Genomic DNA, 26,010 nt, shown 5'->3' with positions numbered 1-26,010 from the left:
CGGTGAACCGCCAGCAGGAACCGCTTTTCCCCGCTCCCGGCGCCGGCAAGGCCGCCAGGCCGCGCGTGGAGATATTCGCCGACGGCAGTTGCCACGGCAATCCCGGCCCCGGCGGTTGGGGATCCATCGTCCGCATTGACGGCAAGGACACCGAACTTTCCGGCGGCAAGGCGGCCACCACCAACAACGAAATGGAGCTCACCGGCGCGCTGGAAGCGCTGAAGTCGCTCGCCACGCCGTGCGATGTGACCGTCACCACCGATTCGCAATACCTGGTGAAAGGGATGGGTGAGTGGATGAAGGGGTGGATACGCAACGGCTGGAAGACGGCCGGCAAACAGCCGGTGAAGAACCGCGAACTTTGGGAAGCGCTCAACGCGCAGGCCCAAAAGCACCGCATCCGCTGGGCTTGGGTGCGCGGACACGACGGCCACGCCGAGAACGAGCGGTGCAACACGCTCGCCAACAACGCCGCCGCCCATCAAAAACGCCGCATCTGACGCGGCGCGGCGGTCAGTCGGCGATGAACCTGCTTACGCGCGGGATGAAATCCGGCTCGGACAGCGGTTTGGTTATGAAATCGTCGGCCTTGTGCTCAAAGGCTTTTTGGCGAATATCAATATCGCCCATGTTGCTTCCCGTTATGATGATCACCGGTATATGGGAATGCTTCGCGCCGGTTTTCAGGTTATGAAGGAGGGCGAAGCCGTCCATCACCGGCATTTTAAGGTCGGTGATTATAAGGGCCGGCTCCCGCTCTTGAACGATCTCCAACGCTTCGGCGCCATTTTGGGCCGCCAATACTTCGGCGCCCATATTCTCCAGGTATGTGCGGAGGGCAAAAGTCGACACTTCATCGTCATCCGCAACCAGTACCAACGGCCTCATATCCGGCATTTCAACGGTAAACGTGGAACCTTCCCCTTTTTGGGATGTTACCCGTATCGTGCCGCCATGCGCTTTCATGATGTCCATGCTTATCGGAAGCCCGAAACCGGTTCCCTGTTCCCCGGCTGTCCCGGCGGTTGAGGTTTTGATCTCATACTTGAAGAGGTCGGGCAACAGCTTCTTGCTGATACCGGTTCCCGCGTCCTTGACCGCGAGCTGTTTGTTGTTCCCGCCGGGCAGGAATACGGTGACCATGCCGCCTTTGGCGGAGAATTTCACCGCGTTCATCACAAGGTTGTGGACCACCCTTTGGAAAAGAGCCTTATCCAGATAAAATCTGGCGTCGGCCGGCACTTCGTTTTTCAAGACGACACCTTTTGTTTCCGCCAGGTGGCGTAGGTCGTCTATGGCGATATCGCAGATGTCCCTAACGTTGCATATCCTCCTGCGCAACTGGATATTCCCGGTCTGCAGTTTGGCCGATTCAAGAAGGTTGTCCGTCATTTTCAGCATCGTTTCACAGATGCCAATCGAGTTACCGAGCATGGTCATGCACTCATCGCAACGGGAATCCGCATGCTTCGATATGGCGACCTTCTGCAGGAGGGTAACGGTGGACAACGGCGCCCGGAGGTCGTGGGAGAGAAGGGAGATGAACTTGTCCTTGAGCAACGTGGCGGCCTCCGCCTCTTCTTTCGCCGCTTTCAGCTTCTCCTCCGCCCGTTTGCGCTCGCTGATGTCGCGGCCGATTCCCTGTACCGCCACCGGTTTGCCGTTCTCGATGATCAGCCGTGAGTTCAGCTCTATCGGAATGATCTCGCCGTTTTTGGCGATGATCTCCAGCTCGTACCGGGTGTAGGAGCGTCCTTCCTTGGTCTTGGCTTCGGTCATTGTGCGCGCCTTCTCAAGGCTTGCGGCGGACACCAGTTTGCCGATGGGCGCCCCGGCCAGTTCATCGGGCCGGTAACCGCTCCGTTCGCATAGAGACTTGTTCACCGAGGTGAACAAGCCGGACAGATCGTTTGTATATACATAATCGCTTGCGTTCTCGAAAAGCTCGCGGTAACGCTCCTCGCTCCGCCGCATCGTCTCTTCCATCCGTTTGCGCTCGGAGATGTCGCGGCCGGTGCCGGCAAAGCCGGTGACGGCGCCATTTGCGTCCTTGAGCAAATAGCCGTTACATAGATGCCAGGCGAAGGTTCCATCCCCTTTGATAAACCGGGCCTCGACATCGCTGTACCCTTTTTCGAACACTTCCCGTATTTTTTGGGAAATAAGCGGCCTGTCCTCTTCATGGAAGAATTCCACCGCCGGTTTGAGCATCAGTTCTTGGGGGGGAAGGCCGGTAAGCGTTTCCAGCGTCCTGTTCCACTTGATCAGCCTCCCTTCGGGGTTGATCGCATAGAACGTGTCGGTGTTGGATTCCACGATTTTCTTAAGTTCGTGCATCTCGAAGGAGATGTTCTTTTCCCGCTGTTTGAGATCGGAGGAGAGTTTCTCGGTTTGGTAAAGCTGTTGCCGCAGATGTTTTTGTTCGCTGATATCGCGGCGGATGGAGACGAAATGGGTGATCGCTCCGCCAGCCCCCGGCACCGGGCTGATGGTGACGTTCTCCTCGTAATGGGAGCCGTCGGCTTTGCGGTTGACGATGTTTCCCTTCCATATCCGGCCGGCCTTGATGGTGTTCCAGAGGTTCCCGTAAAACGATGCGTCGTGGAGACCGCTTTTAAAGACGCTCGGTTTTTTCCCCAGGAGGTGCGCGATGGGATAGCCGGATCTTTTTTCGGCGGCGGGGTTGGCGTATTCGATTATGCCTTCGGCGTCGGTGATGATGAGCGTTTCGTCCGCATGTTCCATGGCGTTTTGCAGCAGCCGCATCCGCTCCTCGGAACTCTTCTGCCGGGTAACATCACGGCGTATTTCCAGCTTTGATATGCCGCCGCCGGCGTTCGGGATGGGGAAGGCCAGAAGTTCGTAGTGCCTGCCGTTATCGGTCGAACACCATTCCCATTTTACGGATTTGCCCGCAAATGCCTCGCTGCTCCCGCACCAGGGGCACATTTCCGCGCGGCCATGGAAATATTCATGGCATTTGCGCCCATCAACCTTGCCGAATTCCCGTTCAATAACGGGATTGATGTATTCGATGTCATGCTGCTGGCCGACAATATAGACCCCATCCTCAAATGAATTAAAGATGTCCAGCGGAAGCTGGTTATGTCCAGACATCAGTCCCTCCTCCACGCCATGGATTTGGTTGACCATGTTGTTTATGGCCGGCCGGTATTCGATTCCCCTCTAATGACTATAAGATTACTTTATAAAGCAAGAACTGGCTATAACCCCGAAGTGTTAATTGTTGGAACGGCCAATTCCCGGGAAATGGCGGTTTTTCACTTTGCCGGCGGCGGGGCGGCGCTATCCTGAAAAATTGGAATGGGACGCCGTGAATGTATGCCCGCGCCCTCCCCGGCGAAAAAAACCGCGTTGGGCGCGCACGTTCCCGCAAGTGTGATATAGTAACCCGCTTATAGGAGATTTTAATGAGAATAAGCGAACTGGCATCGGAACTGGACATAACCAGCGCGTTCATCATCGACGCGCTGGCGAAGATGGGCGTGGCGGGAAAGAAAACCGCCTCTTCCGCGATTGATCCAACCAATGCCGAGAAGATAAGAAAAGCGGTGGGGAACATGCCGGCCGCGGCGCGCAAGGAAGAGCGCGAAAAGACGCTCAAGCTTGCCAAAAAACGGGGATCCGCCAAGGAAAAAGCGCCGGAAAAGGCGCCAGTGGCCGCCAAGGAAAAAGCGCCGTCCGCCGGCGTTGAAGCCGGCGCGGCCACGGCGGCTGAAAAACAGGCCGACGAAGCGGCGGAAAAACGCAAAAAGGCCGAAGCGGACGCCGCCGCCAAGGTTGCCGCGGAAAAAAAGAAAACGGAAGACGCGGCCCGCAAGGTGGTCGAAGACAAGAAAAAATCCGAAGACGCCAAGCGCCGCGCCGACGAAGACCGCCGCCGCACCGAAGAGGCCCAGCGCCGCAAGGCCGATGAGAAAAAGCGCAAGGACGACGAGCGCCGCCGCCGCAAGGAGGAAGACGAAATGCGCGCCCTGGAGCGCCAGGTCGCCGATGAAGACCGCAAGAAGGTGGAAGAAGCCGCCCGGTCGGTTGTTATCGAAGAGGCGATGATCGTCAAGGAATTCGCCGAACGGCTTAACGTGCCGGTGGCCGAAGTCATCAAGCGCCTCTTCATGAAGGGAACCGCCGTCACCGTGAACCAAACCCTCGGCGTGGAAGTGGCCATCAACCTCGCAAAGGAAATGGGCTACACCGTCAAGGTGAAGGAAGCCCTCGCGCTGGATAAGATCAAGGCCGTGGTGGCCGACACCTCGCACCTGCCGATACGCCCCCCGGTGATCACCATCATGGGGCACGTCGACCACGGCAAAACCTCTTTGCTGGACGCCATTCGCAAAACCAAGGTTGCCAGCGGCGAAGCTGGCGGCATCACGCAGCACATCGGCGCGTACAGCGTCCATTACGGCAAGGGAACCGTCACATTTATCGATACTCCCGGCCACGAGGCGTTCACCGCCCTGCGCGCCCGCGGCGCCAAGGTGACCGATATCGTGGTGTTGGTGGTGGCGGCGGATGACGGCGTGATGCCGCAGACCGTCGAGGCGATCAACCACGCCAAGGCGGCCAACGTCGCCATCATCGTGGCGGTGAACAAGATCGACAAGCCGGGCGCCAATCCGGAAAAAGTGAAAAAAGACCTGCTCAACTACGGCCTCGTGGCCGAAGAATGGGGCGGCCAGACGATATTCATCCCGGTCTCCGCCAAGACCGGGCAAGGGCTGGATCAGCTTCTCGAAATGCTCGGCCTGCAGGCCGAAGTGCTCGACCTTCGCGCCGAGCCGGATCAAATGGCCGTCGCCACCGTCATCGAATCGCGGCTCGACAGAAGCCGCGGGCCGGTTCTTTCCCTTATCGTCAATAAAGGAACGCTCAAGCTGGGCGACATCTTCGTCGCCGGTCAGTTTCAGGGACGCGTGCGCGCCCTCGTCAACGACAAGGGGGAGAATGTCAAGGACGCCGGCCCCTCCATGCCGGTGGAAATGCTCGGCGCCGCCGATGCCTGCCCTCCCGGCGAACTGCTGGCCGTGGTGGAGAGCGACCGCAAGGCCCGCCAGATCAGCCAGGCCCGGCAGGATGCCGCCCGCGACAAGAAGATGGCCGTGAAGCAGCATGTCCGCCTCGACAACGTGCTGGAAAGCCTGCACGAAGGCGAAATGATGGATCTCAAGCTGGTCATAAAGGCCGATACGCAAGGCTCCGGCGATGCCGTGGCCGAACTGCTTGGCAAGCTCTCTTTCGAAACCGTGAAGCTGCAGGTGATCCACTCCGGCGTCGGGGCGATCACCGAGACCGACGTCATGCTGGCTGACGCATCCGACGCCATCATCATCGGCTTCAACATCCGCCCGACGGAAAAGGCCAAGACGCTGGCCGCCCGGGAAAAGATCGATATGCGGCTGTACAACATCATCTACGAAGTGGCCGACGACATCAGTCTCGCCGTCAAGGGGATGCTGAAGCCCAAGATAGTGGAACGAACCCTCGGCCGCGCCGAGGTGCGCAACACCTTCAGGGTTTCCAATGTCGGCACCATCGCCGGCAGCATGGTGCGCGACGGCCTCATCCGCCGCAACGCGCAGTGCCGCCTGATACGCGATAACGTGGTGATTTACACCGGCACCGTCTCATCGCTCAAGCGGTTCAAGGACGACGCGCGCGAAGTGGCCAGCGGCTACGAATGCGGCATCGGCCTCGAAAACTACAACGACGTGAAGGTGGGCGACATCATCGAACTGTTCGTGAAGGAAGAGGCGGCGCAGACCGCCAACGTCTGATCCCATGGCGTGGTGGGTCCCGCTCCTCATCCTGGGGGCGGGAGTGCTCATCGCCGCGCGGATAACCAGTTGGGTCAATTGGTTCACTTATGGCCAGAACCGCGAACGCCGTCTGCGCGCCCGGCGCGAAAAAGAGGCGGCGACCAAGCCCGATGAACCGTAACCTCCACGCTCTCCGCCGCGCCCTATGACGCAAAAACCGCGCGCATCCGGCGCCACGCGCGCCGCCAAGGCGCTGGAATTCGGCCTGCTGCGCGACGCGCTCGCCGCGCACTGCCGCACCGAGGCCGGGGCCGGCCTCTGCCGCGAACTGCTGCCCGCCGCCGCGCGCGAAGAGGCCGAACATCTGCTCGACGAAACGGTGGAGATGCTGCCGCTGCTCAAGGGGGGCGGCCTGCTGTTTCCCAACGCGATACCCGATCCCGCTCCCGCGCTGGCCCGCGTGAAGCGGGGGGCCGTCCCCGAAAAAGACGACTGCAAGATCATGTGGCGCTTCCTGCGCGGGGCCGAACGGCTGGATGAATTTTTGCGGGACAACCCGGACAAAGCGGCGCTGCACGCCGCCGCCGCCGGTTTCGTTTCGCTGGAGGAGATCACGGCTTTTTTCAGCAGGACTTTTTCCGAAGACGGCGGCGTGAAGCCGGACGCCACCGCGCTGCTCATGGAGCTGGAATCGCGCATCGCGGCGTTGCGCGGGCGCATCCACAAAAAGGCCGAGGAGATGCTCACGCGGGCCGGGCTGGAGGGGCGTTTTCAGGATACCTATGTCACCATCCGCAACGACCGCGTGGTGCTGCCGGTGAAAGCGGAATTCAAAAACGTTTTTCCCGGCATCATCCACGGCATATCAGCCACCGACAAAACGGTTTTCATGGAGCCGCAGGAACTGGTGAAGGAGAACAACGCCCTGCGCGAGGCCGCCGCCGAGCGCGATGAGGAAATCTACCGCCTGCTGCGCGAAGCCGCCGCCATGCTGCGCGAAAACGCCGATACCATCACCGCCTGCCACGCCGCTATGGCGCGGCTGGATGCGGTTGCGGCCAAGGCCGCCGTGTCGCTGGCGATAGGGGGAACGCGGCCCGCCTTCGCCCCCGGCGGCATCGCCATGCGCGCCGTGCGTCACCCGCTGATGCTGCTGGCGGGGGAGAAACCGCTGCCCAACGACCTGTTGATGACCCAACAGGAAAAGGTGCTGGTGATATCCGGCCCCAACGCGGGGGGCAAGACGGTGATGCTGAAATCGGTGGGGCTGGCCGCGTTGTTGGCCCAAAGCGGCGTATTGCCGCCGGTGGGGGAAGGCTCGCGCTTCCCGTTTGTGGAAAAACTCCACGCCATCGCCGGCGACGAGCAATCCATCGCCGAGGGTGAATCGACCTTCTCGGCGCAGTTGCGCGGCATCAAGGAGGCGCTCGAAACCGCCGGGCCGGGTACATGGGTCATCATCGACGAAATATTGAACGGCACCGACCCGGCGCAGGCGTCGGCCCTCGCGCAGGCGGTACTGGAGGATCTCGCGGCGAAGGATTGCCGCGTTTTTGTTTCCACCCACCTGCCGCAGCTTAAAGTCGCCGCGCAGGAAAACCCCGCGCTGGTCAACGCCGCGATGGGGTTCGGGGCCGATGGCCGCCCCACGTTCCACCTTGCCAAAGGACACCCCGGCGTCAGCCATCCGCTCGACGTGGCGGCCGCCATCGGCATCTCCGCCTCGGTCATGGAAAAAGCAAAGAGCCTCCTTTCCAGCACGCACGATATTTATCAGGTGGCCCTTCTGGACCTTCAAAAGAAATCGGACGAGATGCGCCGCCGCGTGGCGGAGCTTGAACAAGAGAAGGCGGGGGCCGAAGCCGAACGCGCCCGTTTGCAACGCGAGCGGGAAGCGGCCGAACGGGCCAAGGATGCTTTCGAGCGGGATAAAAAACAGCGGCTGAAGGACGAAGTGGCGAAGGCCCGCGCCGAGTTGCGTGCCATGCTGGAAGAAACCCGCACGCAGGACACCAAAGCAAAAGAGGAAGCCGCCCGCCGTCTGAAGGAGATGGAAACCGAAATGGTGGCGGCCATCAAACGCCCTGATTCGGTGCCGCTGGAACATCTCAAACAGGGGGATGCCGTTTGGATTCTCCCGCTGGACCGCGAAGCGCAACTGGCGAAGATCACCGACGACGGAAAAGTGGAAGTGTTCTGCCGGGGACTCCGCATGACGCTGGGGCGCGACGAGGTCATCGGCATAAAGGAGAAGGCCGCGCTGGACGCCGCCCCCGCGCGCCGCATGATGCTCCCCGCCGCCGAAGAGGCCCCCGAAATAAACCTGATCGGCATGACCGGCGAGGACGCCTGCGAAGCGCTGGACAAATTCCTCGATTCCCAACTTCTCGCGGGGGCCGAGCGGGTGAAGATCGTCCATGGCCGCGCCATCGTCCGCGGCAGGGTGCTGGACTACCTCAAGACCTGTTCATATGTGAAGGGGTACGGCCCCGGCGCCGCCGCCGAGGGGGGCGACGCCGTCACCCTCGCCGAACTGAAAGACTGACCACTACTCACTTCATTTTCTTTCAACCACGAATAGCACGAAGAAATGGTGGGGATGGAAGCAAGCAAGAATAATAACCCCATAATTCATTTCGCATTTTCCCATTCGTGTCCTTCGTGATATTCGTGGTTAAATCTTTTCCACCGCTCATTTTTTTCGCCGCTGGCGGCGCTTCCTGTTATTCTTATTTCTATGTCCTTTCTTGTCATTCCCGCGCATGCGGGAATCCAGTATTCTTGACTACTGATGAAGCAGTATTTCGTCTATATCATGGCCAGCAAGCGTAATGGCACTTTGTACATTGGCATGACCAATAATCTTGCGCGAAGAGTCTATGAACACAAAAACGGGATGGTGGAAGGGTTCTCGAAGCGATATGGGATAACGATACTTGTTTATTATGAACACACCGGCAGCGTGCATGGTGCGATCATGCGGGAAAAGCAGCTCAAGAAATGGGAGAGGAAGTGGAAGCTGCGGCTTATTGAGCAAGGGAATCCGGATTGGAAAGACCTGTATGACGGGCTTATGTAGGTTGGGGAAGAACAGCTTTGAAATTATGACTGGATCCCCGCCTGCGCGGGGATGACAGGAAAAGAGATTTTTTCGCCGGGAACGGCGCTTCCTGCTATTCTTTATCCCCATGTCCCTTTTAGCGATACTTGAACCGGGCCGCGCCCGCAAACGGCTGCAGGGGCTTACCGCCGCCGCGCAGGCGCTCTGCGCCGCCGCACTCTTCCTCAAGCGCAAGCGGCACATCGTGATAATCACGGCGGATAATGCGGAGGCGGAGCGTTTTACCGCTGCCCTCGATTTCCACCTCGCGGGGCGGGACGACCTGCTCTACCTGCCGCAGTGGGAAACGTTGCCGTACGAGCCGCTCTCGCACCTTCCCGAGATCGCCGCCGCGCGCGCATTGGCGCTCCACCGGCTTGCCTCCGGCGCGCCGGCCATCACCGTCACCACCGCCGCCGCCCTGCTGCAAAAAGCCCCGCCGCCGCGCGTGGCGCGCGAAAGCGTTTTTTCCTTGCGCGTGGGGGAAACCGCCGACCGTGACCGGCTGGGAAACTTTTTAACGCTCGCCGGTTACGCCCATACCGACCCGGTGCAGGAGCCGGGACAGTTCGCATTCCGCGGCGGCATTTTGGATTGCTACCCGCCACACGAGGCCGCGCCGTTGCGCATCGAGTTTTTCGACGACGAGGTGGAGGGCATCCGCCGCTTCGATTCCGATTCGCAACGCTCGCTCGGACAGGCCGAGAGCGCCCTGCTGACCGCCGTGAAGGATACCCACTATCTGTCGGTCAAGCCGGAAGAGGTGGCCGCGAACATCGAACAATACGAAAAAGAGAACAACGTAAAGCTCGATCTTCTCAAAAGCCGCGTGCTCAACGCGCAGTTCTTCCCCGCGATGGAGCACTACCTGCCGTTTTTCCACCCCGATGCCGCCGCCCCGCTGGCGCATCTGCCGCCGGACGCGCTGGTCATCGTCTGCGAACCGGAGAAGATACAAGAGCGTCTCGACCTTTTTGGGAAAGAGATACAAAGCGGATACGCCGAAGCGAAGGAACGGGGGGATATTTTTCCGCCTCCCGCCCTGCTTTACGCGCCGCGCGAAGAGCTGGAACTGCTGCTGGAGGCGGCCGACGGCCTCGATTTTCACGAGATAGCCGACGAGCCGGAAAGCGAACGCTGCGTCACCGTGGCCACCCGCGAGGCGGACCGGCTGCGGGGCGCGTTCAGCCGCTTCATTTACGACTGCCGCGAGCGGAGCGCGCGCGGCATCACCACGCTTTTGGCCGCCAGCGGCGAAGAGACCATCGCTCGCGTGGAAAAGCTGCTGGCCGAGGAAGAGATGGGGCTTGCGCGCCTTCCCGCGCCGGAGGTGCCGCAGCTCATCCTCCGGCTTGCCTCCGGCGAACAGATACCCCCCGTATTGTTCGCCGCCGCCGCACCGCTCCCCGAAGGATTCACTTTCGACGCGATCAAGCTCGCCGCCGTTACGGAAGAGGAAATCTTTGGCCGCCACGCCGAACCGCGCCGCGCCGCGCGGAAAAAGGCCCCCGTATTCATCACCGATTTCGCCGATGTAAAGCCGGGCGACTATGTGGTGCACCGCGATCACGGCGTGGGGCAGTACCACGGCCTCAAATCGATCAGCTCCGGGGGGGCGGCGGAGGAGTACCTCGAAATCGAATACGCCGAAGACCAGCGGCTCTTTCTTCCCATCTCCTCCATCCACCTGCTGGAAAAATTTTCCGGTGGTGGCGGGGCGAAGCCGGTGCTCGACCGGATGGGGGGAAAGACGTGGGCCAAGACCCAGGAGAAGGTGAAGAAGGGGATCATGCGGATGGCGAAGGAACTGCTGGAGCTTTACGCCCGCCGCAAGACCGGCGAGGCCTACGCCCACGGCAAGGAGGCGCACCACGAGCGCGAATTCGCCGATTCGTTCGGCTACCTTGAAACGCCGGATCAGGCGCAGGCGATAGCCGACGTGATCGCCGACATGGAGGCGCCGAAGCCGATGGACCGTCTGGTCTGCGGCGACGTGGGGTACGGCAAGACCGAGGTGGCCATCCGCGCCGCGTTCAAGGCGGCGGTGAACGGCAAGCAGACCGCGCTGCTGGCCCCCACCACGCTGCTGGTGAACCAGCACTTTGAAAATTTCAAGCGGCGCATGGAGCCGTTCGGCGTGAAGGTGGCGATGCTGAGCCGCTTCGTGACGCCGGCGGAACAGAAAGAAGCGGTGCAACGGATCGCCGCCGGCGAAATCGACGTCGTGATCGGCACGCACCGCCTGCTGCAAAAAGACGTACACTTCCCCTCGCTTGGGCTGGTCATTATCGACGAGGAGCAGAAGTTCGGCGTGGCGCATAAGGAGAAGCTGAAAAAGCTGCGCGAGACGGTGGACGTGCTGACGCTCACCGCCACGCCGATCCCCCGCACGCTGCACATGGCGATTTCCGGCATCCGCGATATCAGCGTCATCAACACCCCGCCCGCCAACCGGCTCTCCATCAAGACGCTGATACGCAAGTTCAACGAGCCGACCATCGTTGAAGCCATCAACCGCGAGCTGAGCCGCGGCGGCCAGATATTTTTCCTGCACAATTCCGTGCGGTCGCTCGAAAACATGGCGCGGTACCTCAAGCAGCTTGTTCCCGGCGTGCGGGCGGAGGCGGCCCACGGGCAGATGGGCGCGCACGAACTTTCGGGAAAGATGGACCGCTTCATCCGCCACAAGATAGACATGCTGGTATGCACCACCATCGTGGAAAGCGGGCTGGACATCCCCAACGCCAACACCATCATCATCAACCGCGCCGACAAGTTCGGCCTGGGGCAGCTGTATCAGCTGCGGGGCCGCGTGGGCCGCGACCGCCACCGCGCGTACGCCTATCTGCTGGTGCCCGATACGCTCGCGCCGCTGGCGAAAAAACGGATCAAGGCGATGGAGGAACTGAGCGAGCTTGGCTCCGGCTTCAAGCTGGCGGCGCGCGACATGGAGATACGCGGCACCGGCAACCTGCTGGGGCCGCAGCAGAGCGGCCAGATCACCGCCGTCGGTTTCGAGACCTACCTCCGGATGATGGAAGAGGCGGTGCAGGAGCTGCGCACCGGCAAACCTCCCGCCGCGGCGGAATGCGCCCTCGCGCTTGAATTCACCGGCAAGCTTGACGCCGCCTACATCCCGCCGCTGGACCAGCGCATGAATTTTTACAGCCGCCTTTACCGGGCCAAGAACACCGACGAGATACAGCAGGTGGCCGAGGAGATGGCCGACCGCTTCGGCTCGCCGCCGGACAAGGCCCAGAAGCTGGTGGAAGCGGTAACGATACGGATGGCCGGGATAAAGCTGGGCTTGGAAAAGGTGGAATTGACCGGAAACCAGCTTCGCATGGCCTTTCCCAAAGAGCCGAACCCCGCGCCGCTGCTGGCCGCCAACGCCCCGAAGTTTTTTAAGGGTAAAATCGCCGCCGGAGCCGAGAACCGCATCCGGATTGAAATCACCGGCATGGCCCCCGAAAAAATCCCCGCCGCCGTCGCCGCCTACCTCTCCCACTGCGCCACGGACGCCGCCGCGCGCAGGGAATAATACCCGTTCCCGGCATGCTAGAATAGGCGCGAACGATTGGCGCTGGCCGCCGCGCACTGAAAGACTATTTATGCTTGTCATTCTGAGCGTAGCGAAGAATCCCTTTCCGGAAAGAGATCCTTCGCCTGCGGCTCAGGATGACAGAGTCGCTGACGCGCTTTCAGAATGACAAAGAGGGAAATATGGGGACGGATAACGCCGGACTTTGCACCGCCCTGCGGGGGGTTGAGGGATACGAACATCTCGGCCTTTTTTACCGCGCCGAAGCGGAGATGTACGATGCGGTTGTCCCTTTCCTGAAAATCGGCCTGGAGCGGCGCGAGCGCTGTCTTTTGATAACCGGCGAGTCCCCGGCGGAAGCGGTTTTGGCCGAGTTGATCCAACGCGCCCCGGAGTTGAAAGAGGCGCACCGCGCGGGCGGACTGGTCATTAAAAACAGCGGCGGCTTTCAGGTTTCCGGTGATTCCCCCGCGGGGGTTTTGGAAAGGGCGCTGGAAGAGGCCAAGGACGCCGGCTATATCGGCATCCGGATCACCGGCGATTTTTTCCAATGCCTGGGCGGCGGCGCGGATGGCGGCTTTCAGCGGATGGACGCGTTTCTGCGCGCGCACCATGCCGCCGGCATGTGCCAATACCGGTTGGACGGCTGCTCCGCCGAGGTTATTTTCAATGCCATCGCCCGCCACCCCCGGCTGGTATATGAAGGGGTGCTTTTCGGGAACTTCCCCGCTCCCTCCGTGAAAGGGGAAGCGCCAATGGAAATGCGGCGCGCCGAATGGCTGCTTGCCCTTCTGAAAGAGCGCGAGTTGGCCGGAGCCGCCTTGCGCGCAAGCGAAGAGAAATACCGGATGATCGTGGACAACGCGGGGGACATCATCCTGCTGGCGGAGATGGACGGCGTCTTCATCGAGGCCAACAAAAAGGCGCTTAAAACGCTGGGCTATACGCGCGATGAACTGTTCCGGATGCGGATGCTCCAAATCCACCCGGAAGAAGAACTGCCGCGCATCATGAACGCGGTAAGCCATGTTGAACGCGGCGGCGGCGGTTATGTCAACAGGCTCTCCCTGTTGCGCAAAGACGGCGCCCGCCTGCCGGTTGACCTCACCCTGGCGGTGGTGGAATACGGCGGCAAAAAAATCATGAAGGTGGTTTTCCGCGATGCGGCGGCCCGCGAGGAATACGAGGCCGCGTTGCGCCTGAGCGAAGATCTCTACCGCCAGATGTTCGAGCGGAACGGAATGGTGAACCTGTTGACGGACCCGGCCACCGCCGGGATCATCGACGCCAACCAGGCCGCCGCCGAATTTTACGGCTACCCGCAAGACGACCTGCGGCAGATGAAGATCAGCTACATCAACACCCTCTCCCCGGATGAGGCGAAGGCGGAAGCGGAGCGCGCCAAAAAAGAGCGGCGCGCCTGCTTCCATTTTAAGCACCGGCTTGCCAGCGGCGAAATCCGCGATGTGGAGGTTTACAGCAGCCCGGTCACCGTGGGGGGACGTTCCCTCATACACTCCACCGTGCATGACGTCACCGCGCGCAATTTGGCCGAAGCGGCGTTGACGGAAAACGAGGAACGCTACCGCACGCTGGTATCGCTTCTCCCCGATCCGCTGGTGGTGCATTCGGGCGGTTACGTCCGCTTTGTCAACGATGCCGCCGCGAAAGTGTTTGGCGCCGAAAGTCCCGCCGAACTGGAAGGGCGGCAATTGATGGATTTCGTCCATCCCGATGACCGTCCGTTGGTGAAGCAGCGGATCCGCGCCATGCAGTCCGGCGAGAAGGCATTGCCGCTTATCCGCGAGAAGTTCCTGAAACTTGACGGCACGCCCATTGATGTGGAGGTGGCCGCGATGCCGTTCTCGTATCAGGGAAGTCCGGCGATGATGGTGGTGTTCCGCGACATATCGGAACAATTGCGGGCCGAAGAAATAATCAGGTTGCAGGAAGAGCGGCTGCGGCATTTCTTTGACGGGTCGTTCGAGGGGATGGTGATTCACGACGGCGGGGTCATCGTGGACGCCAATCCCGCCGCCCACGCCATGGCCGGATACCCGGAGCGGGAGCTGATCGGCAAGCATGTGCTTGATCTTTTGGCCAAGGAATCCCATGAGACCGTTATCAAACAACTCAAGGCGCCGGTTTCCCGCCCGTTCGAGCTTACCGGCTTAAAGGCCGACGGCACGCCTTTCCCCAGCGAGGTGCGGGGGCGCTACATCAATTACCGCGGAAAACAGATGCGGATGGTGGCCATGCGCGACCTCTCGGCCCGCAAGGAGGCCGAGCGGGCGCTGGTGGAGGCGAAGGAGCGCGCCGAAAAAGCGACGGAGATGAAGGACAAGTTCGTCTCGCTGGTATCGCATGATCTGCGCGGCCCATTGGTTATCGCCGGGGGGCACCTGAAACTCCTGCTGGAGGACGGGACGGCGGCGATGGATCAGCACACACGGGAAATCCTGACGGTACTTCTCGACGGCAACCGTGAAATGGCCGGCATGATCGACGAGTTGCTGAGCGCCAGCCGCCTGAAAAGCGGACGTTTTATGCTGTATGCCGCGTTCTTGCCGTTGCGCCCCCTTGCCGCGAAAGCGGCCGGGGCCGTGGCCCATGCCGCCCGGGCAAAAGGGGTGGCCGTCGTCAATAACGTGCCGGAAGGGGCGCGTGTATACGCCGACGAGCCGCTGCTATATCAGGCGCTGCTGAACCTCCTCACCAACGCCGTCAAGTTCACCCGCGCGGGGGGCTCGGCCACCGTCGGCTTCACGCCGGGGAATCCCGCCGTGATTGCCGTAACCGATACCGGCGTGGGAATTCCCGCCGCCGCCATTGAAACGCTGTTCAGTTACGAGGCCAAGACATCGACCGCCGGAACCGGGGGCGAAACGGGAACCGGCCTCGGATTGCCGCTGTGCAAGGACATCGCCACGGCCCACGGGGGAGACCTCCGCGTGGAATCGGCCGTGGGGCGGGGAAGCGTTTTTTCGATCGTTCTTCCCATGCCCGATCCGGTTGTGCTGGTGGTGGACGACGACCCCAACGGGATTGAACTGGTCAGGGAGGTTCTGCGGAAAACGCGGGTGAAGGTGGAGGCCGCCGCCAATGGCGGGGAAGCGATGGAGAAAATCGCCGAGCGGCCGCCCCATCTCGTTATTGTGGATCTCTATATGCCGGGCATGGACGGCTTTGCGTTGATTAAAGCGCTCAAGTCGGCGCCGTCATCGCGCGCCATTCCGGTCATCGCCCTCACCGGCGCCGCCGTCGAGGAGCGGGATCGCGCCGTGGCGTTGGGCGCGGACGTCTTCATGACGAAAAAAGATGTCTCCGCCGAACTGCTCCCCGGCATCAGAAAATATTTTCCCTGACGCGGTCATTCTGAGCCATAGGCGAAGAATCCCTTTCCGGAAAGGGATTCTTCGCGGTGCTCAGGATGACAGCGCGCGTTATCAGCGGGCCGCGGCGCGGAAAAACTCGATGGTTTTCGCCAAGCCGTCCGCCAGCGTCCACTTCGGCTCGAAGCCGAGCAGCGAACGGGCCAGGGTAATATCGGGGCGGCGCTGTTTGGGGTCGTCCCCCGGCAGCGGGTTGAAAACGATCTCGCTTTTTGAGCCGAGTGTTTCCTTGATCTGCCGCGCCATTTGCAGGATGGTCATTTCGTTAGGGTTGCCGATGTTCACCGGTTGCGTGACCTTCGAGAAAAGCAGGCGGGCCATGCCGTCCACCAGGTCGTCCACATAACAGAAGCTGCGGGTTTGCGAGCCGTCGCCGTAGACGGTGAGCGGTTTGTTGTGCAGCGCCTGCATGATGAAGTTCGGCACGGCCCGCCCGTCGTTGGCCCGCATGCGCGGGCCAAAGGTGTTAAAGATGCGCACGATGCGCGTATCCACCCATCCCTTGCGCAAGTATGTCATCGTCAGCGCTTCGCCGTACCGTTTCGATTCGTCGTAGCAGGAGCGTACCCCAACCGGGTTCACGTTTCCCCAGTAGCTTTCCGGCTGGGGCGAAATGTCCGGATCGCCGTACACTTCCGACGTGGAGGTGAAGAAATAGACCGCCGCCTTGCGCTTGGCCAGTTCGAGGCAGTGATGGGAACCGGCGGAACCAACCAGCAGCGTTTCAAGCGGATGGTTGGAGTAATCGACGGGGCTGGCCAGCGAAGCCATGTTCACCACGCAGTCGACGTCTCCGGCGATATCGAGACCTTTGGTGATGTCGTGTTCAATGAAATCGAAGCGCGGATCGTTGTGCAGGTGCGCGAGATTCCGCCGGCCGCCGGTGATGAAATTGTCCACCCCCGTCACGGTGTGGCCGTCGGCCAGCATCCGGCCGGTGAAGTGCGAACCGAGGAAGCCGGCGGCGCCGGTGATCAGGATTTTGGCCATTTGCCTTTTCCAAGCCGGTAGTACTCAAAGCCCAGCCGCTCCTTGCGGGCGGGGTCGTACATGCTCCGCCCGTCAAAAATAACCGGATGTTTCATGGAGCCTTTGACCCGCTCCAGGTTGAGGAACTTGAATTCGCGCCACTCGGTCACCACCAGCAGGGCATCGGCTCCCGCGCACGCATCGTAGGCGTTTTGGCAGTACTCCACCGCCGCCGGCAGCAGCGGTTTCGCCGCGTTCATCGCCACCGGGTCGAATGCCTTCACCTTCGCGCCTGCGGCCAGAAGCTTGGCGACGATCTCGATGGACTTCGCCTCGCGCATGTCGTCGGTGTTCGGCTTGAAGGCGAGGCCGAGCACGGCGAAGGTTCTTCCCTTCATATCCGGGAAGCGGCGCGTCACCATCGCGAGGAAGCGGTCCACCCGGCCCTCGTTGACCGCCACCACGTCCTTGAGGAGGTCAAATTCGTAACCGAGCTTCGACGATGTGTGAATGAGGCTCTTCACGTCCTTGGGAAAGCACGAGCCGCCGTAGCCGAGGCCGGAATTCAAAAACGCGCGGCCGATACGGTGGTCGCGCCCGATGCCGTTGGCCACGTCGTCCACGTCCGCCCCCGCCGTTTCGCAGAGGTTGGCGATGGCGTTGATGAACGATATCTTCATCGCCAAAAAACCGTTGGAGGCGTATTTGATGATCTCCGCGCTGCACACGTCGGTGATTAGCATCGGCGCCTGCAGCGAGGCGTACAGTTCCAGCAGCTTGAAGGCCACCTCCTTGCGCGGCGCGCCGATCACGATGCGGTCGGGGTTCAGCGCGTCCTGCACCGCCTGCCCTTCCCGCAGAAACTCGGGGTTGGAGACGACGTCGAAGCTGTGCCCCGCCTTGCATGCGCCTTTGACGATGCGGCTCACGAGGTCGCCGGTGCCGACCGGCACCGTACTTTTGTTCACGATGATTTTGTAGCCGTTCATGTGCCGCGCGATCTCCGCGGCGGCGGACTCGACGAACGAAAGGTCGGTCTCGCCATCGTTCTTTTGCGGCGTGCCGACGCAGATAAAGATGATCTCGCTGTTCTCGACGGCCGTTTTGAGGTCGGTGGTGAACTTCAGGCGCCCCTCGTTCCGGTTGCGCTCCACCAGCTCTTCAAGCCCCGGCTCGTAGATCGGCATGACGTTGCGGTTAAGCAGGTCTATCTTCTCCGCGATTTTGTCCACGCCGATGACGTCGTTGCCCAGTTCGGCGAATATCGTGCCGGTCACCAGGCCGACGTATCCCGTGCCGATTACGCAGATGTTCATATGCGGTTACAGGCCATGCTCAAAAAGGTCCCCAATTTGGATTCGCGCCCCGCGCGCCCACTCGGCGGCGTTCATCGCCTTTTTTCCCTCGGCGCGCACTTCAAGAAGCGCCACTGTACCATTTCCGGCGGACACTTCAAAATAGCCGGATTTCAGCGCCGTCACCGTGCCGGACGCCTTCCGCGCCCCCTCCGCCGCAAGGTGGGAGCGGAGGATTTGCAGCCGCGCTCCCTTGTAAAAAGTGAATGCGCCCGGCGCGGGGGAGAGGCCGCGGATTTTTTGGTCCACCGCGGTGGCGGGAAGGCTCCAGTCGATCCGCCGCTCTTCCGGCGCGATCTTCGGGGCGTGGGTCGCTTCGGCTTCGTTTTGCGGCACGGGGTATATGGTTCCGGCCTCGATGCGCCGGAGCGTTTCGGCCATCAGATTCGCGCCGATGACCGCCAGCCGGTCATGAAGTTCCCCCGCCGTGGTTTCCGGGCCAATGGGGGCTTCCCCTCTCAGGTACATATCGCCGGTGTCCATTTTCGCTTCAATCTTCATGATGGTCACCCCCGCCGTGGTGTGCCCTCCCATCACCGCGCGGTTGATCGGTGCGGCGCCGCGCAGCTTCGGCAGCAGCGAGGCGTGAACGTTGAGACAGCCGCGCGGAGCCAGCTCGCGGAACCGCTTTTTCAAAAACTGCCCGAAGGCGGCCACCACGATAACGTCGGGTTTCAGCGCGCCGATTTTTTTCAACGCTTCTTCGGCGTTGACGTCTTCCGGCTGGTAGACCGGAATTTCCAGCGCCGCCGCCTTCACCGCCACCGGGGTTGGACGCACTTTTTGGCCGCGGCCGGCGGGGCGATCCGGCTGCGAAACCGCGAGGAGTATCTTATGCCCCTCCGCGTGCAGCTTTTCCAATGTGGGGACCGCAAACTCTGGCGTACCCAAAAAAATTATCTTCATGCTCCGCCTCCCTTTGTCATGCCGAGCTTGACCCGGCACCCAGTGTTTTTTCCTTAAAACTTTCTGGATTCCCGCTTTCGCGGGAATGACAATTTTTGCGTATTGCTGATTTAATTTGGGGTTGAGCCACAACCCCCGCGCCGCTCCCCTTGGGTGCGGCGGGGAAATGGGGTATCATCTCGTTCATTCTAAAAGATTGTAATATGCCAAGCACCGTCATACAACCGCCGCAAAAAGCCGAAGCGCGAATGCGTGTGAAAGCGCTCTACCGCCTGATGGGGGAGTGCCGCCTTTGCCCGCGCGAATGCGCCACCCGCCGTACACGCGGCGCGCGGGGAGTCTGCCGCTCCGGCGTCCGCCCCCGCGTGGCCAGCATCACCCGCCATTTCGGGGAAGAGCCGCCGATCAGCGGCACACGCGGCAGCGGCACCGTGTTTTTCAGCAACTGCAACATGCGCTGTGTCTTTTGCCAAAACTGTCCGATTTCGCGGATGCAGGTGGGGCGGGACATGACGGCCGCCCAGCTTGCCGACGGAATGCTGCGCCTGCAAAAAGAGGGGGCGCACAATGTCAACTTCGTAACCCCCACCCATTACGCGGCGCAGGCGGCCCACGCCGTGTACCTCGCCCGCCGCAAGGAGCTTTCCATTCCGGTGGTCTGGAACACGTCGGGCTACGAACGGCTGGAGACGCTCCGGCTGCTGGAAGGGTTCGTGGACATCTACCTTTGCGATTACCGCTATATTTCCCCGGCGCTGGCCAAGCGGTATTCCCGCGCGGAGGATTACCCCGCCCTCATCGAACCGGTTATCGATGAGATGCTGCGCCAGGTGGGGCCTTTCAGCGGCGAACGGGGGGTCATCATCCGGCATCTGGTGATGCCGGGGCATCTGGAGGAAACCCGTTTGATCCTTGACCGGATACGCCGGCGGTTCGGGCCGGCGGCCACCGTGAGCTTCATGACGCAATACTTTCCCGCCCACAAGGCATCGCGGTTTTTCCCGATCAACCGCCGCCTAAGCGCCGACGAAGCGGGGGCCGCGCTGGGCATTCTGGCGGCCAGCGGGCTGGAAAACGGCTGGGCGCAGGAAGACGATAATTTGGCGTCCGGCGCGGATATGGAATAAACTGGGCGCCAGCGGGTTTACCGTGATAGCGCCGTCATTGTTGCCAAAAGGAGAGTAAAAGTACCATGAGCACCATTTCCACGAAGATCGACGAACAGGGACTTATCAACGTCGGCAGCGTCCTCGAGGCCGCCGCCATACAGCTTTTCAGTTCGCCGCACACCCGGCATGGCGGCATCAACATCGCCTACGAATTGGCCTGCCAGCAGCCGAATACCGTGGTGACCGATGCGTTGATGTCCGACGTGGAAGGGGTCGGGCTTTTTCCGACCAACAACAAGATACTCGTCAGCATCACCGGGCAGGATACCGGCCGCTCGCCCTGGGCCCGCATCGTGATGGACAAGCGCAACGCCGACGAGATGGAGTCGATCACCCGTTTGATAAAGAACGTGGTGCGCGAGATGCTCCCCATTGACATGCTGGCGGTGCGCTGCTACTTCGGCCGGAGCAAAAACGCGATGGGGGAATGCGATTTTCTCGTGCCGTCGAAGTATGCCAAGCACGCGCTCGATTTCGTCCTGAACTTCGTGCCGGCGAGCGACGAGGCGCGCCGCGTGTATCGCGAAAGCAAGCCGCTCGGATTCAAGAACATCAGGGTCATCTCGCATCCCGACTGGGTGAACCCCGATTGGCTGTCGTGGAAAAACCGGGTGAATCCGCACGACAGGGAGCAGGTCAAGCGCGACCCCGAGCCGCCCCGCATCAAGATGATCTTCGACGCCGAGAACAACGTCGCTTTCCTTTTGGGGAACTACTACTTCGGCGAATGCAAGAAGGGGGCGCTCTCCCTCATCTGGAGCGCGTTCCTCAGCAAGGGTATCGGCATGCCGATACACGGCAGCAGCAAGAGCCTCGTCCTGCCGGACGGCAAAAAAGTGTCGTTCGTCACCATCGGCCTTTCCGGCTCCGGCAAGTCGTCGCTCGGCAACGCCTATCATAAGGAGTTCATAGAAAAAGGGTGGCTGAAGGATACCGAACTGGGGAACGACGACGCCATCGTGGTGCAGATGGACGCGAACGAGACCAGCGGCCTTGAAAGCTCGCTTTACAACAAGACCGACGAATACAAGCCGGGCAGCTTTTGGGAAAAGACGGTGCAAAGCGCCGAGAACGCCCTCGTCATCGTGAATCAGCATGGCGAGCGCATCCCGTACTACATGGATGTGTACACAAAGAACGGCCGCTGCATCAGCAACCGCCACCACCTGCCGGGGGCCGACCCGCTGCGGCTGGATACCCCCGCCCCGTCGTACATCTGCACCATCCAGAAGGACAACACCTTCGGGCCGCTGACGCTGATCGAGGACCCGTACCTGCAGGCGGCGCTTTACATCACCCTCTCCACCAAAAGCACCGCCGCCGAGAACATCTCGCTGGCCGAACTGGGCAAGCTGAAAATCTCGCCGGGCGCGAATCCCTTCGGCATCTGGCCGCACAGCAAGGAATGCGCGGTGTTCCTCCAGTGCGTGAACAAGCACAAGATCAAGGGGCTGCTGCTCAACACCGGCGGCTTTTTCATCAACGATGAGGCGGAGGCGCGCAAAGAAGAGACCGACATCCCGAAAGAGCTTTCCATCATCCTCTACCCGCTGATCGCCGCGAACAAAATCAAGTGGGTGGATTGGGATATGCTGCCGGGAGCCAAGATACCCGCGCCGGGGAGCATGGAGGAGTTCTATCCCGGCTACGATAAAAAGTTCGTCCTGGCGAAGGAACACCGGGGAAGCCACCAGGCGCTGTTCCACGCACGGCTGAAGTGGCGCATCGACCACATGGAAAAGAACAGCATCGACGAAAAGGTCATCGGCGCGCTCCGCGCCGCCCTGAAGTGCCCGCTATAAAAAAACAGTTTCCCTGAACCCGGATTTCTTTCCTCCCCTCATGTGAGGGGAGGATTGAGGTGGGGTTCGGGGAGCAGGGGGCTTGCCCCCTGCTCTTGTTCTTTCCCGGCGGAGTCCTCTAAGAGACTCCGCCAAGGGCATGGGAATACGCGCCCGTGATGAGGGCCGACCCTGTTTGGCGCGTTGCGCCAACGTGCGACAAGATGGGAGGCGCGGAATTGCTCTTACTATCCGCGCCGGAGATGGCCTGTAGGCCGCTGTCGCACCCGGCAGTGGTTCGTGCCGCTGGTCTTTCGAAAATATCCCGCATCTATTGGACACCGGTGCAACCCATCCTGTAATATGTTACGAAATAATTATGGAGAAAAGATGAAGAGCGTTTGGCGTGTGTTCGCGCTGATTGTGCTTTTGCTGCCGCTGTTGACACTTTCTTCTTACGCGGCGGAGAAAAAGGCGGCGGCAAAGGAAGTGAAAAAGGAAATGAAGGATGCGGTGGTGCTAATGCCGCTGAGGCCGACGAAGGACATTCCGCAGGATGAGATGACGCAGTATGAGGCGGCGCTGGTTAAAAGCCTTTCCGAGAAGTATGTGGTCTACTCCGGCCAGAAGGTTTTGGAAAAGGTGAATGATGTCTACAAGAAGCGTAGCGCCGAAGCGAAGGCGGGCAAAGAGTGCGACGAGACAAAGTGCCTTCAGGATGTGGCGCTGGCGTTCCAGACGAAAGAGGGCTATCCGTTTGTGGCAATCGCTAATATACGGAAGACCGGCGGCGGGTATTCAATTTCCCTTACCATTAATGACGTCATAGAGGAAAAGTCCGTATTTGCCGAGCAGAAACCCTGTGAAGGATGCAATGAGTTTAAAGTGATGGGATTGCTCCAGACGCTTGCGGGCGGCGGGGCCGCCCAGCCTGCCGTGGAAGCGGCGGCTACGCAAGCGGCCAAGGGGGCGGGCGGCAATGATGCGGAGATTGCCTTCTGGAACAGCATTAAGGACAGTACAAATGCGGCTGATTTCGCCGCATATCTGGAATCCTATCCTAAAGGGACATTTGCACCATTGGCGAAGCGGCGGATGGAGAAAACCCCTGCGCAGATTGCTGCTGAGAAAGCGGCTGCGGACAAGGTGGCCGCAGAGAAGGCGACCGCTGAAGAAGAGACGAAGCATCCCGGAATGGTCTTCGTGAAACAGGGGGATGGCGGTTTTTATATGGACAAGACGGAGGTAACGCAGGAGGCGTACGAGCGGGTTATAGGAAGCAACCCCTCGAATTTTAAAGGATGTCCGACTTGCCCGGTGGAACTGGTGAATTGGGATGAAGCGGTAGCCTATTGCCAGAATGTTGGGAAACGTCTGCCGACGGAGAAGGAGTGGGAATACGCGGCGAGCGAAGGTGGGAAGAACGTATATGCCGGGACGAGCAATGAAAGTGAACTGGGCGACTATGCCTGGTACGATAAAAACTCCGGTAATAAGACGTACCCTGTGGGGGGGAAGAAGCCTAATGGCTTGGGGTTGTATGACATGAGCGGTAACGTGTGGGAGTGGACGGATAGTTGGTACGATGACAGCAAGAAGTACCGCGTTCTTCGCGGCGGTTCGTGGTTCGCTAGTGCGTTTTATCTCCGCGCCGCCCTCCGGTTCAACTACGACCCCGTCATTCGGTACAACTATATCGGGTTCCGTTGTTCCCAGTACTAATCTCCTTACACTTTGCACCCTTACCCTTTTACCCTTTTCCCCTTGAAGGGGATTTCCGCCGCGGAGAGTACGCCGCTGATGCCATGCTTTGCATGGCATGCGGCTTTTGTTGTTCCGCGGCTCCTTACGTTTTAGTTTATTCTACCGGCCCGTAAGGGCCTCGGATTTTTTTCCTGGGAGCGCGGGCATCTTGCCCGCTCCTTTGCGGGCTGGAAGCCCGCGTTCCCGGGCCGACAGCGGTTTTTTTTGGGGATGTTATGGGCGAGAAGGAAGACGCGCTAACCAAAACCTATGACCTCATGCTCTGGTTGTTTCCGCATATCGGGAAATTCCCCCGCGATTATCGGTTCATTCTTGGTGACCGGATGCAGAACTGCCTTCTGGATGTCTGCGGTCAACTTATTGAGGCACGATTCAGCAAGGAGAAGCGGGAAATTCTTAAGACCGCCAATATCGAACTTGAAAAGCTTCGCTATATGGTGCGGTTGTGCAAAGACCTCCCCGCTACAGCGGGTTTCCGCGGCGGTTTGCACGCCGCTGATTCCGCTTCGCTCCATTGCGGCAATACTCTTCCGCCGCTCCCTAAGCTTTTGGATTTCAGGCGATACGAGTACGCGGCGGAGGCCATCAACGGCATCGGAGTGTACATCGGCGGCTGGCTGAAGAAAACGGGGAAACAGTAGTATCTATCCGCAGATTACGCTGATTGTCGCTGATTGGGAAGATACTTTCGTAATGGGTGTGGGAGGAGCGCGGAGGGGCTGCAATTAAATCTGCGTACATCTGTGTAATCTGCGGATAAATCTTTAGGGAATGAAAATAGAATGAAACGGCACGGCAATCTCTTTGAGGAAATTGTTTCCTTCCGTTCCTTGCTGGAGGCCAGCCGCCGGGCGCGGCGCGGAAAGAGGTTCGCCAACCCGGTTGCGCGGTTTGAATACAACCTTGAAAACGAGTTGTTGCGCCTGAAACACGATCTCGAATCCATGCAGTACCGTCCGGGGCCGTATTTCGAGTTCACCATCTATGAGCCGAAGCCGCGCACAATCAGCGCCGCCCCGTTCCGCGACCGGGTGGCGCAACATGCACTGTGCGCGGTGATAGAGCCAATTTTCGACAGGACGCACATTTTTGACAGTTATGCCTGCCGGAAGGGCAAGGGCACACACCGCGCCGTTGCGCGCTTTACCGAATATGCGCGGAAATATCCATATGTTCTGAAACTGGATATGAGGAAGTATTTCCCCTCGATAGACCACGCATTGCTGAAGGCCGCAATACGGCGAAAAATAAAATGCCCCAAAACCCTCTGGCTTATCGACCTTATCATAGACACTTCAAACGCCCAGGACGAGGCTGGTTTTCACTTTCCAGGCGATACGCTCTTTACTCCTTTTGAGAGGCGCAGGGGGATTCCAATCGGAAATCTGGCCAGTCAGCTTTTCGCCAACATTTATTTGAGCGTTATTGACCATTTCATCAAGTCCCGTTTTCCGGGGAGCGGGTACATCCGCTACATGGATGATATGGCGCTTTTCGGCGAATCAAAGGACATGCTCTGGAAAGCGTGCCGCGAGATAGAGCCTGAACTGCATGGGTTGCGGTTGCGTCTGAAACCGAACGCCATCCCGAGCCTTCGCTTTAAAAGGGGAGGATTGATGCGGGGTTAAAGTAATAGCCGTTGTCCTGATAAATCAGGCTTGGTGAAAGATACCTCAACCCCTCCTGCACCTCCCCTTGAAAAGGGGAGGAAAGTGGGTTTAGTTGGAATAGAGGCGGGAGTTTTCGTTCAGGATGACCGCGGCGGTCTGCGAGATGAGCTCTTTCAACTTCGGGTCGTCGGTCTTGCCCATCAGCGCCACCAGCGCATCCTTCTTCTGCATCAGCATGTCGGCCATCGGGGCCAGTTGCTTTGCCGGCACGTCGGGGTTCCCCAGCGTATTGCGGTAGAGTTCCAGATCGCCCAGCGCGGCGTCGAGCTGGCGCACCGCTTCGGTCTGGAAGGGGTTCTGGGTCTGCCCCATCACCAACTGCGGGTGCATCACCGGCGCGGGGCCGGTTACCGGTTTGGCCTGCGCGGCCTGGCCCGTTCCCATGGCGCTTTTCAGAAATGAGTCGAACGCCTCGCCCGATACTTTATCGGTTTTTTTCGGTTCCTGGCCCGGTTTGCCCGTGGGATTGATACCATCTATTTTCATTTGGTTACCTTCTTAATAAATTCCGCTGTTACATAAACGTATCGGGCGGCGCTTCTTTTCACTTGATAGACTACTTTGCCTTATCCCCCGCGTCAAA

At 60.2% G+C, this 26,010-nt stretch carries 18 protein-coding genes; 12 read left to right on the top strand and 6 right to left on the bottom strand.

Translation table 11 applies throughout. The features are described from left to right. The first annotated feature begins 2 nt into the window (after positions 1-2). Positions 3-500 carry a ribonuclease HI gene (gene rnhA, locus HZA03_03495; protein ID MBI5637019.1) on the top strand — a complete coding sequence of 166 codons (498 nt, stop codon included), beginning with the start codon at positions 3-5 and terminating at the stop codon, positions 498-500. A 13-nt stretch (positions 501-513) separates the two neighbouring features. Here the strand turns inward: rnhA and HZA03_03490 are convergent, their stop codons facing one another. Then, positions 514-3,117: a PAS domain S-box protein gene (locus tag HZA03_03490; GenBank protein ID MBI5637018.1), complete on the bottom strand. Its 2,604-nt coding sequence runs from the start codon at positions 3,115-3,117 to the stop codon at positions 514-516. Between the two features lie 314 nt (positions 3,118-3,431). Between HZA03_03490 and infB the strand changes: the two genes are divergently transcribed. The 6 genes from infB to HZA03_03460 all read left to right on the top strand — a co-directional run bounded on the left by infB (position 3,432) and on the right by HZA03_03460 (position 15,786). Further along, positions 3,432-5,798 carry a translation initiation factor IF-2 gene (gene infB, locus HZA03_03485; protein MBI5637017.1) on the top strand — a complete coding sequence of 789 codons (2,367 nt, stop codon included), beginning with the start codon at positions 3,432-3,434 and terminating at the stop codon, positions 5,796-5,798. 4 nt (positions 5,799-5,802) lie between these two features. Beyond that, on the top strand, positions 5,803-5,961 hold the full coding sequence (locus tag HZA03_03480; protein MBI5637016.1) for a hypothetical protein: 159 nt from the start codon (positions 5,803-5,805) through the stop codon (positions 5,959-5,961). 24 nt (positions 5,962-5,985) lie between these two features. Continuing rightward, positions 5,986-8,325, top strand: a complete 2,340-nt coding sequence (locus tag HZA03_03475) for a Smr/MutS family protein (protein MBI5637015.1) — start codon at positions 5,986-5,988, stop codon at positions 8,323-8,325. A gap of 243 nt (positions 8,326-8,568) precedes the next feature. Continuing rightward, positions 8,569-8,859, top strand: a complete 291-nt coding sequence (locus tag HZA03_03470) for a GIY-YIG nuclease family protein (protein ID MBI5637014.1) — start codon at positions 8,569-8,571, stop codon at positions 8,857-8,859. A gap of 109 nt (positions 8,860-8,968) precedes the next feature. Then, entirely contained in the window at positions 8,969-12,421 is a 3,453-nt protein-coding gene (mfd, locus tag HZA03_03465; GenBank protein ID MBI5637013.1) for a transcription-repair coupling factor, read from the top strand. A gap of 182 nt (positions 12,422-12,603) precedes the next feature. Further along, positions 12,604-15,786, top strand: coding sequence for a PAS domain S-box protein (locus HZA03_03460; GenBank protein ID MBI5637012.1), 3,183 nt, complete (start codon positions 12,604-12,606; stop codon positions 15,784-15,786). An 81-nt stretch (positions 15,787-15,867) separates the two neighbouring features. Here the strand turns inward: HZA03_03460 and HZA03_03455 are convergent, their stop codons facing one another. From HZA03_03455 to HZA03_03440, 4 genes are read right to left on the bottom strand one after another with little or no spacing between them, the layout of a single operon-like run. Beyond that, positions 15,868-16,803: an SDR family oxidoreductase gene (locus tag HZA03_03455; GenBank protein ID MBI5637011.1), complete on the bottom strand. Its 936-nt coding sequence runs from the start codon at positions 16,801-16,803 to the stop codon at positions 15,868-15,870. Further along, positions 16,788-18,098 carry a UDP-glucose/GDP-mannose dehydrogenase family protein gene (locus tag HZA03_03450; protein ID MBI5637010.1) on the bottom strand — a complete coding sequence of 437 codons (1,311 nt, stop codon included), beginning with the start codon at positions 18,096-18,098 and terminating at the stop codon, positions 16,788-16,790. The genes HZA03_03455 and HZA03_03450 overlap by 16 nt, the downstream gene beginning before the upstream one ends. Positions 18,099-18,104: 6 nt before the next feature. Then, positions 18,105-19,043 carry a methionyl-tRNA formyltransferase gene (locus HZA03_03445; GenBank protein ID MBI5637009.1) on the bottom strand — a complete coding sequence of 313 codons (939 nt, stop codon included), beginning with the start codon at positions 19,041-19,043 and terminating at the stop codon, positions 18,105-18,107. Positions 19,044-19,059: 16 nt separating this feature from the next. Further along, positions 19,060-19,230 carry a hypothetical protein gene (locus HZA03_03440; protein MBI5637008.1) on the bottom strand — a complete coding sequence of 57 codons (171 nt, stop codon included), beginning with the start codon at positions 19,228-19,230 and terminating at the stop codon, positions 19,060-19,062. Between the two features lie 16 nt (positions 19,231-19,246). Between HZA03_03440 and HZA03_03435 the strand changes: the two genes are divergently transcribed. The 5 genes from HZA03_03435 (at position 19,247) to HZA03_03415 (ending at position 25,385) form a co-directional block, all read left to right on the top strand. After that, positions 19,247-20,170 carry a radical SAM protein gene (locus HZA03_03435; GenBank protein MBI5637007.1) on the top strand — a complete coding sequence of 308 codons (924 nt, stop codon included), beginning with the start codon at positions 19,247-19,249 and terminating at the stop codon, positions 20,168-20,170. Between the two features lie 65 nt (positions 20,171-20,235). Continuing rightward, entirely contained in the window at positions 20,236-22,014 is a 1,779-nt protein-coding gene (locus HZA03_03430; protein ID MBI5637006.1) for a phosphoenolpyruvate carboxykinase (ATP), read from the top strand. Positions 22,015-22,383: 369 nt separating this feature from the next. Next, the gene (locus tag HZA03_03425; GenBank protein ID MBI5637005.1) at positions 22,384-23,715 is read left to right on the top strand and encodes an SUMF1/EgtB/PvdO family nonheme iron enzyme; all 1,332 of its coding nucleotides are present in this window, start codon (positions 22,384-22,386) and stop codon (positions 23,713-23,715) included. A 257-nt stretch (positions 23,716-23,972) separates the two neighbouring features. Beyond that, positions 23,973-24,398, top strand: a complete 426-nt coding sequence (locus tag HZA03_03420) for a four helix bundle protein (protein ID MBI5637004.1) — start codon at positions 23,973-23,975, stop codon at positions 24,396-24,398. A gap of 141 nt (positions 24,399-24,539) precedes the next feature. Next, complete coding sequence (locus tag HZA03_03415; protein ID MBI5637003.1) at positions 24,540-25,385, top strand: RNA-directed DNA polymerase; 846 nt, start codon at positions 24,540-24,542, stop codon at positions 25,383-25,385. A gap of 90 nt (positions 25,386-25,475) precedes the next feature. Here HZA03_03415 and HZA03_03410 read toward each other — a convergent pair whose 3' ends face one another. Then, complete coding sequence (locus tag HZA03_03410) at positions 25,476-25,913, bottom strand: hypothetical protein (protein MBI5637002.1); 438 nt, start codon at positions 25,911-25,913, stop codon at positions 25,476-25,478. Positions 25,914-26,010: the final 97 nt, after the last annotated feature.

This window comes from Nitrospinota bacterium (assembly GCA_016217735.1).
Lineage (GTDB): Bacteria > Nitrospinota_A > UBA7883 > JACRGQ01 > JACRGQ01 > JACRGQ01.
Note: the sequence above shows the minus strand (reverse complement) of the source record. Positions and strands in the feature narration are given on the sequence as shown.

Bases quoted from the DNA above. Each gene is read 5' to 3' on its own strand.
- HZA03_03490 (MBI5637018.1), bottom strand. From the start codon at position 3,117: ATGTCTGGACATAACCAGCTTCCGCTGGACATCTTTAATTCATTTGAG.
- infB (MBI5637017.1), top strand. From the start codon at position 3,432: ATGAGAATAAGCGAACTGGCATCGGAACTGGACATAACCAGCGCGTTC.
- HZA03_03480 (MBI5637016.1), top strand. From the start codon at position 5,803: ATGGCGTGGTGGGTCCCGCTCCTCATCCTGGGGGCGGGAGTGCTCATC.
- HZA03_03475 (MBI5637015.1), top strand. From the start codon at position 5,986: ATGACGCAAAAACCGCGCGCATCCGGCGCCACGCGCGCCGCCAAGGCG.
- mfd (MBI5637013.1), top strand. From the start codon at position 8,969: ATGTCCCTTTTAGCGATACTTGAACCGGGCCGCGCCCGCAAACGGCTG.
- HZA03_03460 (MBI5637012.1), top strand. From the start codon at position 12,604: ATGGGGACGGATAACGCCGGACTTTGCACCGCCCTGCGGGGGGTTGAG.
- HZA03_03455 (MBI5637011.1), bottom strand. From the start codon at position 16,803: ATGGCCAAAATCCTGATCACCGGCGCCGCCGGCTTCCTCGGTTCGCAC.
- HZA03_03450 (MBI5637010.1), bottom strand. From the start codon at position 18,098: ATGAACATCTGCGTAATCGGCACGGGATACGTCGGCCTGGTGACCGGC.
- HZA03_03445 (MBI5637009.1), bottom strand. From the start codon at position 19,043: ATGAAGATAATTTTTTTGGGTACGCCAGAGTTTGCGGTCCCCACATTG.
- HZA03_03440 (MBI5637008.1), bottom strand. From the start codon at position 19,230: ATGAACGAGATGATACCCCATTTCCCCGCCGCACCCAAGGGGAGCGGC.
- HZA03_03435 (MBI5637007.1), top strand. From the start codon at position 19,247: ATGCCAAGCACCGTCATACAACCGCCGCAAAAAGCCGAAGCGCGAATG.
- HZA03_03430 (MBI5637006.1), top strand. From the start codon at position 20,236: ATGAGCACCATTTCCACGAAGATCGACGAACAGGGACTTATCAACGTC.
- HZA03_03425 (MBI5637005.1), top strand. From the start codon at position 22,384: ATGAAGAGCGTTTGGCGTGTGTTCGCGCTGATTGTGCTTTTGCTGCCG.
- HZA03_03420 (MBI5637004.1), top strand. From the start codon at position 23,973: ATGGGCGAGAAGGAAGACGCGCTAACCAAAACCTATGACCTCATGCTC.
- HZA03_03415 (MBI5637003.1), top strand. From the start codon at position 24,540: ATGAAACGGCACGGCAATCTCTTTGAGGAAATTGTTTCCTTCCGTTCC.
- HZA03_03410 (MBI5637002.1), bottom strand. From the start codon at position 25,913: ATGAAAATAGATGGTATCAATCCCACGGGCAAACCGGGCCAGGAACCG.